Genomic DNA, 14,586 nt, shown 5'->3' on the forward strand with positions numbered 1-14,586 from the left:
AAAACCGCCCCTCGAATTGCTGTTTAAGACCGAGGCTTAAAACTCTTCCCAGTTGTCCTTGGCGACAGCGGCCGAACCACGCGACGCGACGGCTGCCCTTGGTGCTGCGACCGGGCGTGCTGGCGCCGAATAGGCCGGCCTTGCTGCTGGTGCAGCCGGAGTTGTGGCAGCGCGCATCTGACGTGAGGTTTCACGCAGCTGTGCCACCTGGTCGCCGAGGCGGAAGTTGGCGAGCAGCGCGCGCAGCTGGTTGCTTTCGTCGGCCAGCGACATGCCTGCAGCATTCATCTCCTCGACCATTGCCGCGTTCTGCTGGGTTGCCTGATCCATATGGTTGACGGCGGTGTTGACCTCGCCGAGACCGACCGACTGCTCCTGTGCGGCGGTGGCGATCGCGTCCATATGATCGTTGATGGTCTGGACGAGCTTTTCGATGGCGTTGAGGCTCTCGCCGGTATCGTTGACCAGCTTGACGCCCTGGCCGACCGCCGAGGCCGAATTGGAAATCAACCCCTTGATCTCCTTGGCGGCGTTGGCAGAGCGCTGCGCCAGCTCGCGGACTTCCTGGGCGACGACCGCAAAACCCTTGCCGGCATCACCGGCCCGTGCCGCTTCGACACCGGCATTCAGCGCAAGCAGGTTGGTCTGGAAAGCGATATCGTCGATGACGCCGATGATCTGGCCGATCTGCTTGGAGGATTCCTCGATCTTTTCCATGGCCAGGACGGCATCGCGGACGATCTTACCAGAGCCATCGGCGGTCGTGCGGGCAGACTTGGTAACCTCGCGCGCTTCATTGGTGCGCTTGGAAGTCGAGACGACGTTGGCGGTGATCTGCTCAAGCGCTGCAGCCGTCTCTTCCAGCGAAGCGGCCTGCTGCTCGGTCCGCTTGGAGAGATCGTTGGAGGCGTTGGAGATTTCCGAGCTGCCCGAGTTGACGGACGACGCCGAACGGCCCACGGCACTCAGCGCCTCGCGAAGCTGCTGAACCGAGGCATTGAAATCCTGGCGCAAGGGCTCGAACTGGGCGGTGAAATTCTCGTGGATCTCGCAGACCATGTTGCCGGCAGCGAGTTGCTTGAGGCCCGCAGCCAAAGCGCCGGTTGCCTGGGTCAAGCGCTCTTCGGCTTCCGCTTCGGCGCGGCGCTGCATCTCGACGCGATCGAGTTCAGCCTGCTTGCGGCCTTCCTCGGTCTGCCGCTCAAGGTCGGCGTTACGGATCGCGGCTTGCCTGAAGATCTCGACCGAAGCTGCCATGCCGCCGATCTCGTCCTTGCGCTCGGCCGCGGGAACGGTGACATCCGTGTTGCCGCCGGCGAGCGCGCCCATGCACTGCGTCAGTGCTTCGATCGGGCGGATTACCCGTTTCAGGACAACGATAATGCCCATTACGCTGAGTGCGACTGCAATGAGGAAGATGGCGAGGTAGACAATGCTCAGGGTGAAGGTGCTTTGCATTTCCGCCGCCGCCTGTTCGTTCATCTTGTCCATGGCAAGCGAGGCAACATTGGCGACGGTTTTCAGTGTCGACGTTGTCAGCGGACGCCAATCGTCGATCGCCAATGGCGGCTTCGCGCCGCTTTCCAGCGCTGTGACCATCGACTTGCGGGTTTCAACAAAGGGACCGGTGAAATAGGTCGTGTTGGCTGTGGCGTAGGCGTCCTTGATCGCGGGCAGCGTATCGGGGTGATCCACGAGGACACCCGTAGACTTCCAGGCAAAAGCCGCATTGGCATCGGCGACCGCGACTGTTGCGCGCAATTCCGGTGTCATCGGCTTGCCGCTGGCCACCAGACCGTTGATCACGAGTGCGCCCGCGCCGCCGAATGCACGCGTTGCCCAGGCAAAGGAGCGGATCTGGATGAGTGGCGTCATCGCGGTATCGAGCGTGCGGATGTGGCCCTCGACGGCATTCGAAGCGTTTTCAAGGGTGATGAGAAACTCGCCGCCCGTTGCCAGTGACGTCTTTGAAGTCTCTGGATTACGCTTTTCGAGCGGCAAGGCCAACTCGGAATCGACGCGGCTGCGCACCTCCAAAATCTGCGAGTAGGCAGCCTTCATTTCCTGTGTCGACTGATCGAGGGAGGAGACATCCAGCCCGGCCCTGATGGCAAGAGCTTCCGCCATCGCGGCATCGACCGTTTTACGGTTCTTGCCGAGCGATTCCAGAGTCTGGCTTGCGTCTGCCTGCGACAGCGATAGCGCCGTCGTGTTGTCACCGCGCTCGTTGCGGAAATTCAACAGGGCCTTGAAGAGTGCCTTATCGAGGGCTGCAGACTGGAAGACTTCGGAATAGATTGCGTGTTTCTGATAGTTGGTCACCGTCAGGTTTCCGACCATCAAGCTCAGCGCGACGCTGAACAGCAGCAGGAGGCCAAGCAATACATTTCTGATGGACATTGATTTTACATCCTATGCCGAGGTTGCATCCGGTTCAGACCACGGAATTCCAAGTGGTCGAAAATGCGGACTTCTGGTTCACTGACAGTTGCCGGACACGGGTTCCCCGCCGCCGCGACTCAGGGGCCGCTGGCGTATTCACACCGGAACCGGACACGAAGCGCGGTCAGTGGCGGATCAGGTTGCCGTGTGGAGAAAAGCGTCATGCTCGTCTCTGCGTTGCAGCCATGGAGGCGGCCGCACAGATAGCTTGCGCCGACATTCGCATCGAAAGATTTTAAATTGCTGAAGCCTGAACAATGACTTCTTGCTGGTCATTTATTGGGTAAAATAAGAGGGTTATGAAATATTTAGCAGTTTCCACGGTTGTGTGCGCAAGCCTTGCGTATGAACGCGAGCAAATGATGTCGCGAGGCCCCTGGCTTCTTAGGCGAGCATGGATTTTGATCGGCACGTGCAACGTTACGCAACGGTTGTTGAAGTGGGATTGCCGCTTTCCAGAGTTGCTACTTTAGCATACAATTGTCGGCAGTTTCTGCGTGAAGCGGGAACATCTTTGATGTGGAGGCAATCATGGATCTTACGGCAATCATAGCACAGATCATCGGCGGCGTTGTCGGCGGCACTGCCAGTGGCAAGGTTATCAAGGATTCCGATCTTGGGTCGATCGGCAACCTGGTCGCGGGGGCGATCGGCGGGCTCGGCGGCGGAACACTTCTCAGCTCCATTCTCGGCCAAGCGGCGACTGCCGCCGCCACGAGTGGCTCGCTGGATATCGGTCACATCATCACGCAACTCGTGGGCGGTGGCGTCGGTGGCGTGATCCTGCAGGTGATCGTCGGCCTCATCAAGAACAAGATGATGGCCCGATAGGCTCGAAAGTTCGATATGCCGCGGCCGTCGTCGCGGCATATTGCTGATCTCAATGACTGACCGATTTCGATAGCAGGTTGATGACCAGCACGCCGGCGATGATCATGGCGAGCCCGAGGATTGCGGCGAGATCCAGCTTCTGGCCGAAGATCAGCCAGCCGGCTAGCGCCACCAGCACGATCCCCGCACCTGACCAGACCGCGTAGACGATGCCGACCGGCATGGACCGCGTCACCAGCGACAGCAGGAAGAAAGCAATCCCATATCCGACGACGGAAAGCAGGCTTGGCCAAAGATTGGTGAAGCCGTCGGTCTTGGCGAGAGCCGATGTGGCGATGACTTCGGCGACGATGGCCGCGGCGAGATAAATGTAGATCATGGTCCGGTCATATCCGCCCCGATGCCGCGACGATAGTCTTGCACCGGCATAAATCTTCGCAACTTTGACCAAACTCCGCGGCGAGGCTGTTTCAGGCGGGACTTGCTAGATGGGCCTTCAGGCGGATATGCGGTCTCATCGATCCACCGGGATTCCCACGGCAGAGCTCGTTCGTCACACAGTATGTCATCAATGAACACGTCAACAATTTCCTCGATGCGATGTATTTCACAGTGACGACGCTGACGACGATGGGCTTTGGCGATATCACGCTGAAAGGCGAGGTCGGCAGGCTGCTTTCGATCCTGATCATGGTGTTCGGGGTATCGCTTTTCTTGCGCCTGATCCAGACGATGTTCCGCCCGTCGAAGGTGCGTTTTACCTGCCAGCAATGTGGGCTTTTCCTGCACGAGGCGGATGCGGTGTATTGCAAGCATTGCGGCGCCGTCCTCAACATTCCATCCGATGGCGACGTGTAGTGCCGATTACCTCTTTTGTAACGCCTGAAAGGCGCAGACGGCATGCCTGACTTCTCCCTGCTTTTTGCATCCATCCAGACGGCTCTCCCGGTCCATTCGAGCGGCCAGTTGGCTGCGCTGCTGGTGACGCTGTTCGTTGCCGGCATGGCGCGCGGATTTTCCGGGTTCGGTGCTGCGCTGATCTTCATCCCGCTCGGCAGCGCGCTCGCGGGACCGGGCGTGGCAAGTCCCCTGCTGCTGGTGATCGACACGGTGGTTGCCGCTTCGCTGCTGCCGGACGCAGTGCGCAAGGCGGACAAGAAGGGCGTTGCGGCGATGTCCTGCGGTGCCGTTCTAACCGTGCCGCTTGGAGCTGCGGCACTCGTCTACCTCAATCCGGAGACCGTGCGCTGGGCGATTTCGATCAGTGCGATTTTCTTCCTGGTGCTGCTGGTGTCGGGATGGCGCTTCAAGGGCGAACCTACGGGCCTCACCGCTGCGATCGTCGGCGCCATTACCGGGGTGTTCAGCGGAGCAGCACAACTCGGAGGCCCTTCCGTCGCTGCTTACTGGTTGGGCGGCAAGAACAGCATATCGACGGTGCGGGCCAACATCGTGATGTTCTTTGCGATTTCCTCGCTCTTCACTGCGGTCAGCTATCTCGTCGCACATCTGCTGACCATGCAGGTTTTCCTGCTGGCGCTGATTGCTGCGCCGTTTTACGCCTTCGGTCTGTTTCTGGGTGCCAAGTCGTTCAGGCTGGCGAGCGAGCGCACTTTTCGGCTGGCGTCCTATAGCCTGATCGGCATCGCTGCGGTGACCAGCCTGCCGCTGCTCGATCCGCTGCTGCGATAGTCATTCCGGTGGGTCGGGCTGCCAGAGCTCTATCCGGTTCTGCTCGGGATCGTAAAGCGTGGCGAAGCGGCCATTGGGATAGATCTCCGGATCGATGGTGACCACGATGCTCGCAGCCCTGAGCTGGGCAACCATTGCGTCGAGATTCCTGACGCGAAAATTGATCGCCCAGGTCTTCTCCGGTGCCCCGAAGTAATCGGTGTCTTCCTGGAAGGGCGCAAGCACGGTGTGGCCCGCCTCCTGCCGCCAGGCCGGATCGTCGTAGTTTTGGGCGACGGTGTTGATGCCAAAGTGGTCTTCGTACCATTTCGACAGTGCGTGGGGATCCTTGGCGCGAAAGAAGAAGCCGCCGATGCCGGTGATTTTTTCCATCAATTTCTGTCCCCTACAGATGCTGCCTATTGGAAACGTATCAAATTGTAAGAAACTGTGCACGTGGAGCCTGTTGCAATTCGCGCGAACAGGCCTACATTCAGCGTATGTTCAACGTAATGAAAGGAAGGTGATCCAATGTCTAATGAGATTTCGGTACTCGTGACAGGCATGGGAATGGAGTTGACGACTGCGAGGCAGCCCTCGCTCTGAAAACCTTCCTGACCGCAACTGCGGTAGGCCGTCCGAGGCCAAAGCTCATGGGGGCCGCCATTGTGCGGCCCTTTTGCTATTCTGAGAGGGAAGCCGGATGAGCAAGAGCCGCATCCTGATGCAGAAAGCAGTGCTTGCCGGAATCGATCTGGTCGAGGCCGATTCCGCCCAGAGCTTTGCGCGCCATACGCATGAGCAATTCGGCATCGGCGCGATCATGCGCGGCGCGCAGGCGTCTGCCAGCGGACGCGGCAGGGTCGAGGCGGGTGCGGGCGATCTGATCACCGTCAATCCGGGCGAGGTGCATGACGGCATGCCGATCGGCGATCACGGCCGCCAATGGCGCATGGCCTATTTCGATCCCCAGACGATCCTGGCTGTTGTGACTGACATCACCGGCGACATGAACGACCCGGAGTTTCGCTTCCCGGTGTTAAGGGACACGGGTTCCTCACGAGCATTTCTGACACTCTATGACGCACTTGCGGGCCACGAACGCGAGGGGGAAATCAAGGTGGAAGAGCTTCTTTTCCAATTGATCGAGCGTTTGGTGGTCGAAAAGAAGGCGGCTTTAACCGCGAAAACACCATCCTCCATCCGACATGCTATAAACCTGATCGACGACGCGCCGTCGGAAACGCTGACGCTTGAGGATCTCGCCATCGCGGCTGGCCTCAGCAAATTTCAGCTGTTGCGCGGTTTCTCCCGGCTGACCGGGCTGACGCCACATGCCTATCTCATGCAGAAGCGCACCGACCTTGCGCGACGGCTGATCCGACGCGGTAGGCCGTTGGCGGGTGCCGCTTTCGAAAGCGGGTTTGCCGACCAAAGCCATATGACGCGGATGTTTGCCACCAAGTATGGCACAACGCCTGGCGCCTATGCGGCGGCATTCTGCTGATCCGCAATCCTGTTCAAGACCAGGATTTCATGACCGCTTACTCCTATGGCTTTGAGCAAGTCGACAGGGAGTTTGGCATGAGCCCGGAATTTCTTCTCACCACATTCATCATCGTTGCCTCGCCGGGAACCGGCGCGATCTATACGATCGCCACCGGGCTGACGCGCGGCGCACGCGCAAGCCTCATCACTGCCTTCGGTTGTACGCTCGGCATCGTTCCGCATCTGCTTGCCGCGATCGGCGGCGTCGCCGTGATTCTGCACAGCAGCGCGATGGCCTTCGAGATTCTCAAATATCTCGGTGTCGCCTACCTGCTCTATATGGCCTGGAATTCATTGAGGGAGGCGGGAGGGCTTAAGATCGAGGCTGAAGAACGCGAGCGGACGGTGCTGGCGGTGATCGTGCATGCGGTGCTGATCAACATCCTCAATCCGAAATTGTCGCTGTTCTTTCTCGCCTTCCTGCCGCAATTCGTCGGCAGCGACCGGAGCCAGCCGCTGGTGGAGATGCTGGTTTTGAGCGGTGTGTTCATGGCCATGACCTTCGTCGTCTTCGCGCTCTATGGGCTGTTTGCTGCTGGGATGCGCGATCAAGTGATCTCGCGGCCCGCTGTCATGAGGTGGATGCGGCGGAGTTTTGCCGCGGCATTCGTTGCGCTCGGGGTGAAGCTGGCGCTGGCGGAGAGGTGAGAGGTCTTCACAGTGGGGCCAATTTGATATATATCAAAAATACATATCAAGCGGAGCTTTTGATGGATACGGCAAAAGTATTCTGGACCGGGCGATCGCAAGCGGTGCGTCTACCAAAGGAATATCGATTGGCCTCCGACGAAGTCCGAGTCCGGAAGCACGGCAATGCTGTTATCCTTGAGCCCATCCCGAATGGATGGACCTGGCTTGATAACCTCGTTGGCCCTGTTGACGACGATTTTGTTGTCAGCGTTGAAGACCAGGAGATCGCGCTGGACAAACCCGAACTCGATTTCTTCAAATGAAGTTCCTGTTGGACAGCAATGCGGTCATTGCGATCATGAAGGGGAATTCGGCCGTTCACACCCGGCTTAAGCAGCATCGCCCCGTCGATTTCGCACTGCCATCTATTGTCATGCACGAGCTCTACTATGGTGCTTGCAAATCGGAGCGGAAGACAGAGAATCTGGCCCGCCTCGACCAGTTGCAGTTTCCGGTTCTCGAGTTTGATCGCGAGGATGCTGTGGCGGCCGGAGAGATACGTGCTGCCCTGGCATCTTTGGGGCAGCCCATTGGTGCTCATGATGTCTTGATCGCCGGCCAGGCGCTATGCCGGGAGCTTACTTTGATAAGCCGCAATGTTCGCGAGTTTTCGCGCGTCGAGGGATTGCTGCTGGAGAATTGGGAGGATTGAACCAATCCCTCTAGGATTCGTTTCGACAGCGACAGCGCGCAGATGCTGCCGCTTGAAACCGTAGCGCCGAGGTTTATCTCTTTACCATGCGTGCATCCGACCTTCTCCTGCCCATGCCGCAAGGCCTCTATTGCCCACCCGGCGATTTCTATGTCGATCCTGTGTCGCCGGTCGACAAGGCGCTGATCACCCATGGCCATTCGGACCATGCACGTTCCGGACATTCCAGGGTTCTAGCGACATCGCAAACGCTTGATATCATGGCGTTGCGCTACGGCGAACGCTTCGCCGGATCGACACAGGCGGCGGTGCTCGGTGAGACTATTGATATCAATGGCGTCAGCGTGCGGTTCGTGCCTGCCGGCCATGTGCTAGGCTCGGCGCAGATCGTCGTCGAGAAGGATGGAATGAGGATCGTCGCTTCGGGCGACTACAAGCGCAAGCCGGACCTGACGTGCCTGCCATTCGAGCCTGTCGCCTGCGACGTGTTCATCACCGAGGCGACCTTTGGGCTGCCGGTGTTCCGTCATCCCGATGATCATGTGGAGATCCGCCGCCTGCTACATTCCGTCGCCCAATTTCCGGAACGCACGCATCTGGTCGGCGCCTATGCGCTGGGCAAGGCGCAACGGGTGATCAGCCTGCTCAGGCAAGCCGGTTATGAAAAGACCATCTATCTGCATGGCGCGCTGGAGAAGCTCTCGGCCTATTACCAGAGCCAGGGCATCGACCTCGGTGAACTGGCGCCTGCAACGTTGGAAAAGGGCAATCGCAACGACTTTGCCGGAGAGATCATCATCTGCACGCCGTCGGCCTTTTCCGACCGCTGGGCGCGGCGGTTTGCCGATCCAGTCACCTGCTTCGCATCGGGCTGGATGCAGATCCGCCAGCGTATCAAGCAGCGGGGCGTGGAACTACCCTTGATCCTGTCTGACCATTCCGATTGGGACGAGTTGACTGAAACCATCCAGGAGACCGGCGCATCGGAGATCTGGGTCACGCATGGGCGGGAGGAAGCTTTGGTGCGCTGGTGCGAGCTGCACCAGATCGCCGCGCGACCCCTGCATCTGGTCGGCTATGAGGACGAGGCAGAATGAGGGCTTTTTCCGAACTCATCGACCGACTGGTACTGACACCGTCGCGCCTCGGTAAGCTGAAACTCCTGAAGGACTATTTTGCCGAGACGCCGGATCCGGATCGTGGCTATGCACTCGCGGCCCTGACAGACGGGCTCGACATTCCGGCGATCAAACCGGCGCTTTTGCGAGCGCTTGCCGTCGAGCGGCTTGACGAGGTGCTGTTTGCCTATAGCTACGACTATGTCGGCGACCTCGCGGAGACCGTGTCACTGATCTGGCCGGAAAACGAGTTGCTGGTATCCGCCGATCCACTGACGCTGTCCCAGGTTGTCGATACGCTGATGGCGGCATCTCGCACCGAAGCGCCAAAGCGGTTTGCTGGTATCCTTGACCAACTCGACGCGCCGGGACGCTATGCGGTGATCAAGCTGGTCAACGGGGGCTTGCGGATCGGCGTGTCCTCCGGTCTTGCCAAGCAGGCGCTTGCCGATTTCGGGGGCAAGGATGTCATAGAGATCGAAGAGCTGTGGCATGGGCTGAAGATTCCCTATGTCGATCTTTTTCAATGGTTGGAAGGCAAGGCGGGCAAGCCGGAAAATGCGGCCCGCGCGCTCTTTCGGCCCGTCATGCTCGCCAATCCCGTGCAGGACGGCGATCTCGATGGTCTATCAGTCGACGATTATCGAGCCGAATGGAAGTGGGACGGCATACGCGTGCAGGTGAGTTCGGAAGGCGGCGTAAGGCGGATGTATTCGCGCAGCGGAGATGACATATCAGGCACCTTCCCCGATATCCTCAATGCGATCGACTTCGAGGCGGTCATCGATGGCGAATTGCTTGTCGGCACACCACCCGATCATGTCGGCACCTTTAGCGACCTGCAGCAGCGGCTGAATCGCAAGAGCGTCTCGCCCAAGCTGACGGCGCAGTATCCGGCTTTCGTGCGTGCCTATGATCTGCTGATGGAGGATGGCGAGGATTTGCGCACACTCGGCATGGATGAGCGGCGATTGAGACTGGAGAAGCTGGTCGCGAAGCTCGATCCCGAGCGCTTCGATCTTTCGCCGCAGCTTGCCTTTGCCAGCTGGGATGATCTCGATGGCATGCGCACGCAGCCGGTGCATCCGATCATCGAAGGCGTAATGTTGAAGCACAAGGACTCGCCTTACCTGCCGGGGCGGCGCAAGGGGCCATGGTTCAAGTGGAAGCGCGATCCACACACGATCGATGCCGTGCTGATGTATGCGCAGCGTGGCCACGGTAAACGATCGAGCTTTTACTCCGACTACACGTTCGGCGTCTGGCAGGAGCAGGCGGGAATCCGCCAGCTTGTGCCAGTCGGCAAAGCCTATTTCGGCTTTAGCGACGAGGAACTCGGCCAGATCGATAAATATGTGCGCGACAACACAATCGAGCGGTTCGGGCCGGTGCGGTCGGTGAAGGCGACGGAAGAAGAAGGGCTGGTTTTTGAGGTGGCTTTCGAAGGGCTGGCGCGATCGACACGCCACAAGTCCGGTGTCGCGATGCGCTTTCCCCGGATATCGAGGCTTCGCTGGGACAAGCCGGCGGCGGAGGCGGACACGTTGGAAAATCTCGAGGCGCTGTTGAAGGAATAGGTTTTCTACTACGAGATGGTCAAGATCTCGAGTTCCTGGTCGCCCACGGCAACAACGTCCCCGACTGCCTTGCCCATGAGAGCCCTTGCCACTGGCGAGACGAAGGAAATCGACCCGGCCTTGGGATCGGCCTCATCCTCACCGACGACGCGATAGGTCTGCACTCGGCCATCGTCACGGCTGAAGGCGACCGTGCTGCCGAAGGCGACAATGTCAGCCGATGTCGGATCCGGTATGACATGGGCCGTGCGAACCCTTTCGGAGAGGTAGCGCGCATCGCGCAAGGGAATGGCTGCCTGCCGCCGCCGCTCGTTGACGTCTTCGATCGCGCCCGCAGCATCGTAGGCCTCGCGCGCCTGCTGAAGCTGCAATTCCAGAGCCTTCAATCCCGCTTCCGTGACAAGGTTCGGGTGAGGTGAAATCGGGCGATCCGGAAGCAGGGTTTCCGAAGCAGTTTCGGCACTCTCTTCCTTCATGAAGGCGACGCTCAATCTCGGACTCCTTGTACAGACGCAGCATTCTGCCGCGATCGTCCTGGATACGATGCCAGCAGAAAATCGGCAATACCGAACAGTTTCAATGGCCCCTTCTTATTCCGTACAGGCGGCCTACGTCTTTCTGCTCTCTACAGCCGCCAACACCTCTGCCAATGTCTGCCGCAGCCCCTCGATCTCCTCTGCGCTCGTCAGGTCGGCCCAATTCTTGTCGACCACCTTGCCGGCCGCACTCGCTATCGGTCGAACCTTTTTGCCGCGTTCCGTCAGGAAAACCAGCCGGGCGCGCTTGTCGTTCGGATCGGGAAGGCGTTCGACGTAGCCAAGTTTTTCCAGTTCCTCGACCGTCTGCGTCATCGACTGCTTGCGCATATGGGCGAGCTTGGTGAGCTCGGCAACCTGGATGCCCCCGGGCGGCACGAAGGTGAAGACGTTGGCGTGATGGGGGCGGATATCGCCAAAACCTTCCTCCGCCAACCTGGTGTCCACCGCAAGCGTCCATTGCTGATAGGTGAGCCTGAGCAGAAGGCCGAGCGAATCGTGATGGAGAGGATTTTCCGACATCGACATATTGACATGTGCCTGTCTAAAATACATATTGGTCAGGCACCTTACTATATTGCGTTCGGAAAGGATAGGCCGATGTCCGTGATCAAGGCTCTCGATTCGACAATTCACTATGAGGAGCAGGGGAAGGGCATGCCGTTCGTCTTCCTGCATGGCAATCCGACGTCTTCTTATGTCTGGCGGAATATCATGCCGCTGATTGGCGAAGGCGTCCGTTGCCTTGCACCCGACCTGATCGGCATGGGCCAATCCGGAAAACCCGACATTGGCTACAGCTTCGCCGATCATGCGCGATACCTGGAAGGCTGGTTTGACGTGCTCGGTTTGCGGGACGTGGTGCTTGTCGGGCATGATTGGGGTGGCGCATTGGCAATGGATTGGGCGGCGCGCCATCCGGACCGTGTCCGTGGGCTGGTGCTGATGGAGACCATCATGCGGCCACTGACCTGGGACGATATGCCCGGCGCTAGGGCGCGCTACGAGCTGCTGCGGTCCGCGGCCGGCGAGGCCAAGGTGCTTGACGAGAACTTCTTCATCGAGCAGGCGATCCGGCTCACCATCGCAAAAGGCATCAGCGACACCGATCTCGACGTCTATCGCCAGCCTTACCCGACGCGCGACAGTCGCCGGCCGCTGCTGGCATGGCCGCGCAGCATGCCAATCAAGGGCGAACCGGTCGATGTCGTCGAACGTATCGAAGCCTATGACCGCTGGCTTGGTGAGAGCGCCGACGTGCCGAAACTGCTGCTGGCATTTGAGGGCGCACCCGAGACGTTGCTTGTCGGGCCTGCGATCATCGATTGGTGCAGGCAGAATATCGCCAATCTGGACATCAGGAATTGCGGGCCGGCAAAGCACATCGTGCCGGAAGACCAGCCCGAGGCAATCGCTGCGGCGATCTTGGAATGGGTGGTGAGGAAGGGGCTGGGTTGAGGGCGTGCGCCGATCATTGATCCCATGGGTTGATGGTCGGAATTCCGGCCGCGGTGAAGGGTATCAGATCGCGTGTCGCGAGGGTGAAGCCGTGCACGGATGCGATTGCGGCAATCTGGCCATCGGGAAAGGCGATGGAAACGCCGCTTTCGCGCGCATTACGCGCTATTTTCGCATAGGCTTCAGCCGCGTTTACATCGAATGATAAGATGCGCGGCCCGAAAAGCACCGATATCAATCTTGCAAGTTTGCCTTCCAGACCGCGCTTGCGCTTTCCCCCACGATGCCAGCCAGCAATTCTGCCAGGGTAACGGATGTCGTGAATAGCGTCTCTGCAACCTGATTATCCAGCCACCGCTCGACACGAGGATCGGGATCCTGCCTCATAGGTTCCGAGATGACATTGGTATCGAGAAGGATCATTCGAAACTGGCTGGTTCGACTGGCGTTCGGTCGCGCTCCATGTCGAGATCAATTCCTTCGAATTTTCTGCCAAATTCAGCAAGTGCAGTGCCGATCTTCAGTCGGTCGTGACCGTGTACGGCATCTTCCAGAATTGCACGAATTTCCGCCTCTGTGCTTCGACCATGGTGGGCAGCGCGAAGCTTGAGCGCTCGGTGTTTCTCATCGGTCAGATTGCGGATCGTTACGGCTGCCATCGGAATATTCCAGTTTCGACACTGATATCACAATTCGTGCCAGTCATCTCCATGCGACAGAAAGGCGGCCACCGGCCGCCTTTCTTGCTTCACTCCGCGGCCTGCTTGGCCATCGGGTTGTTGGGATGCGTGGTCCAGTTGGCGTAGGTGTCGGAGACCACCTTGCCGGTGCGCTTGTCCATCTGGCCTGCGGCGAGCGGCACCATGGTGATGCAGTTTTCGACCGGACAGACGTCGATGCAGAGGTTGCAGGCGACGCATTCCTCTTCGATCACTTCGAAGTGTCTGACACCATCGAGCATCGAGGTGATTGCCTGGTGCGAGGTGTCCTCGCAGGCGATGTGGCAGCGGCCGCACTTGATGCAGGCGTCCTGGTCGATCTGCGCCTTGGCGATGTAGTTGAGGTTGAGGTACTGCCAGTCGGTGACATTGGGGACTGCCTTGCCCTTGAAGTCGTCGAGGGTGGCGTAGCCCTTCTCGTCCATCCAGTTCTCGAGGCCGGTGATCATTTCCTCGACGATCTTGAAGCCGTAGGTCATCACGGCGGTGCAGACCTGCACATTGCCGGCGCCGAGCATCATGAACTCGGCGGCATCGCGCCAGGTGGTCACGCCGCCAATGGCCGAGATCGGCAGTCCGTAGGTTTCGCGGTCGCGAGCGATTTCCGCCACCATGTTCATGGCGATCGGCTTGACCGCCGGGCCACAATAGCCGCCGTGGGTGCCCTTGCCGTCAATCGACGGCGTGGGAGAACAGGTGTCGAGATCGACGCCGGTGATCGAATTGATCGTGTTGATCAGCGACACTGCATCGGTGCCGCCGTTGTGGGCGGCGCGGGCCGGCTTGCGGACGTCGGTGACGTTCGGCGTCAGCTTGGTGATGACGGGCATGCGGGAATATTGCTTGCACCAGCGCACGACCATTTCGACATATTCCGGCACCTGGCCGACTGCGGCACCCATGCCGCGCTCGGACATGCCGTGCGGACAGCCGAAATTGAGTTCGATGCCATCGGCCTCGGTCTCTTCGACCAGCGGCAGGATGGCTTTCCAGGCGTCCTCCTCGCAGGGCACCATGATCGAGGCGATCAGGGCGCGATCCGGCCAGTTCTTCTTGACCATCTTCATTTCCTGCAGGTTGACCTGCAGAGGACGGTCGGTGATCAGCTCGATATTGTTGAGGCCAAGCAGGCGGCGGTCGGCGCCCCAGATGGCGCCATAGCGCGGGCCGTTGACATTGACCACCGGCGGGCCTTCTTCGCCCAGCGTCTTCCAGACCACGCCGCCCCAGCCTGCCTTGAAGGCGCGCTCGACATTGTAGGCCTTGTCGGTCGGCGGCGCAGACGCCAGCCAGAAGGGGTTGGGGGATTTGATGCCGACGAAATTGTTGCGGATATCAGCCATA

The 14,586-nt window shown here is 59.5% G+C and carries 17 protein-coding genes and 1 pseudogene; 10 read left to right on the plus strand and 8 right to left on the minus strand.

What is annotated here, in order from left to right:
* Positions 1–36: 36 nt before the first annotated feature.
* Complete coding sequence (locus ACXHRN_RS03220) at positions 37–2,400, minus strand: methyl-accepting chemotaxis protein (RefSeq protein ID WP_488639909.1); 2,364 nt, start codon at positions 2,398–2,400, stop codon at positions 37–39.
* Between the two features lie 573 nt (positions 2,401–2,973).
* On the opposite strand from ACXHRN_RS03220, the gene ACXHRN_RS03225 reads away from it, so the two are divergent.
* Positions 2,974–3,273, plus strand: a complete 300-nt coding sequence (locus tag ACXHRN_RS03225) for a hypothetical protein (protein ID WP_488639910.1) — start codon at positions 2,974–2,976, stop codon at positions 3,271–3,273.
* Between the two features lie 49 nt (positions 3,274–3,322).
* Here the strand turns inward: ACXHRN_RS03225 and ACXHRN_RS03230 are convergent, their stop codons facing one another.
* Positions 3,323–3,652, minus strand: coding sequence for an SMR family transporter (locus ACXHRN_RS03230; RefSeq protein WP_488639911.1), 330 nt, complete (start codon positions 3,650–3,652; stop codon positions 3,323–3,325).
* 137 nt (positions 3,653–3,789) lie between these two features.
* On the opposite strand from ACXHRN_RS03230, the gene ACXHRN_RS03235 reads away from it, so the two are divergent.
* The gene (locus tag ACXHRN_RS03235) at positions 3,790–4,131 is read left to right on the plus strand and encodes a potassium channel family protein (RefSeq protein ID WP_488641812.1); all 342 of its coding nucleotides are present in this window, start codon (positions 3,790–3,792) and stop codon (positions 4,129–4,131) included.
* A gap of 42 nt (positions 4,132–4,173) precedes the next feature.
* Entirely contained in the window at positions 4,174–4,965 is a 792-nt protein-coding gene (locus tag ACXHRN_RS03240; protein WP_488639912.1) for a TSUP family transporter, read from the plus strand.
* On the opposite strand, the gene ACXHRN_RS03245 is transcribed toward ACXHRN_RS03240, so the two are convergent.
* The gene (locus ACXHRN_RS03245) at positions 4,966–5,337 is read right to left on the minus strand and encodes a VOC family protein (RefSeq protein ID WP_488639913.1); all 372 of its coding nucleotides are present in this window, start codon (positions 5,335–5,337) and stop codon (positions 4,966–4,968) included.
* A gap of 310 nt (positions 5,338–5,647) precedes the next feature.
* Here ACXHRN_RS03245 and ACXHRN_RS03250 point away from each other — a divergent pair, with 310 nt between their 5' ends.
* The 6 genes from ACXHRN_RS03250 to ACXHRN_RS03275 all read left to right on the plus strand — a co-directional run bounded on the left by ACXHRN_RS03250 (position 5,648) and on the right by ACXHRN_RS03275 (position 10,529).
* Positions 5,648–6,451: an AraC family transcriptional regulator gene (locus ACXHRN_RS03250; protein WP_488639914.1), complete on the plus strand. Its 804-nt coding sequence runs from the start codon at positions 5,648–5,650 to the stop codon at positions 6,449–6,451.
* 77 nt (positions 6,452–6,528) lie between these two features.
* The gene (locus ACXHRN_RS03255) at positions 6,529–7,140 is read left to right on the plus strand and encodes a LysE family translocator (protein ID WP_488639915.1); all 612 of its coding nucleotides are present in this window, start codon (positions 6,529–6,531) and stop codon (positions 7,138–7,140) included.
* Between the two features lie 62 nt (positions 7,141–7,202).
* A complete protein-coding gene (locus ACXHRN_RS03260; protein WP_488639916.1) occupies positions 7,203–7,445 on the plus strand; it encodes an antitoxin in 243 nt (80 codons plus the stop codon).
* The gene (locus ACXHRN_RS03265; RefSeq protein WP_488639917.1) at positions 7,442–7,834 is read left to right on the plus strand and encodes a PIN domain-containing protein; all 393 of its coding nucleotides are present in this window, start codon (positions 7,442–7,444) and stop codon (positions 7,832–7,834) included. The genes ACXHRN_RS03260 and ACXHRN_RS03265 overlap by 4 nt, the downstream gene beginning before the upstream one ends.
* Before the next feature lie 86 nt (positions 7,835–7,920).
* Positions 7,921–8,931 carry a ligase-associated DNA damage response exonuclease gene (locus ACXHRN_RS03270; protein ID WP_488639918.1) on the plus strand — a complete coding sequence of 337 codons (1,011 nt, stop codon included), beginning with the start codon at positions 7,921–7,923 and terminating at the stop codon, positions 8,929–8,931.
* On the plus strand, positions 8,928–10,529 hold the full coding sequence (locus ACXHRN_RS03275) for a cisplatin damage response ATP-dependent DNA ligase (RefSeq protein WP_488639919.1): 1,602 nt from the start codon (positions 8,928–8,930) through the stop codon (positions 10,527–10,529). Before ACXHRN_RS03270 ends, ACXHRN_RS03275 begins: the two co-directional genes overlap by 4 nt.
* Before the next feature lie 8 nt (positions 10,530–10,537).
* Here ACXHRN_RS03275 and greA read toward each other — a convergent pair whose 3' ends face one another.
* The gene (greA, locus tag ACXHRN_RS03280; RefSeq protein WP_488639920.1) at positions 10,538–11,020 is read right to left on the minus strand and encodes a transcription elongation factor GreA; all 483 of its coding nucleotides are present in this window, start codon (positions 11,018–11,020) and stop codon (positions 10,538–10,540) included.
* A 117-nt stretch (positions 11,021–11,137) separates the two neighbouring features.
* Complete coding sequence (locus ACXHRN_RS03285) at positions 11,138–11,620, minus strand: MarR family winged helix-turn-helix transcriptional regulator (protein WP_488639921.1); 483 nt, start codon at positions 11,618–11,620, stop codon at positions 11,138–11,140.
* A gap of 45 nt (positions 11,621–11,665) precedes the next feature.
* Between ACXHRN_RS03285 and ACXHRN_RS03290 the strand changes: the two genes are divergently transcribed.
* A complete protein-coding gene (locus tag ACXHRN_RS03290) occupies positions 11,666–12,523 on the plus strand; it encodes a haloalkane dehalogenase (RefSeq protein WP_488639922.1) in 858 nt (285 codons plus the stop codon).
* A gap of 13 nt (positions 12,524–12,536) precedes the next feature.
* Here ACXHRN_RS03290 and ACXHRN_RS03295 read toward each other — a convergent pair.
* From ACXHRN_RS03295 to preA, 3 genes and pseudogenes are all read right to left on the minus strand, one after another.
* Positions 12,537–12,946: pseudogene (locus ACXHRN_RS03295) on the minus strand (PIN domain-containing protein).
* Positions 12,943–13,182, minus strand: coding sequence for a FitA-like ribbon-helix-helix domain-containing protein (locus ACXHRN_RS03300; RefSeq protein WP_488639923.1), 240 nt, complete (start codon positions 13,180–13,182; stop codon positions 12,943–12,945). The pseudogene ACXHRN_RS03295 and the gene ACXHRN_RS03300 overlap by 4 nt, the downstream one beginning before the upstream one ends.
* Before the next feature lie 89 nt (positions 13,183–13,271).
* Positions 13,272–14,585, minus strand: a complete 1,314-nt coding sequence (gene preA / locus ACXHRN_RS03305; protein ID WP_488639924.1) for an NAD-dependent dihydropyrimidine dehydrogenase subunit PreA — start codon at positions 14,583–14,585, stop codon at positions 13,272–13,274.
* Position 14,586: the final 1 nt, after the last annotated feature.

The sequence above is a fragment of the Shinella sp. OV683 genome (assembly GCF_057787725.1).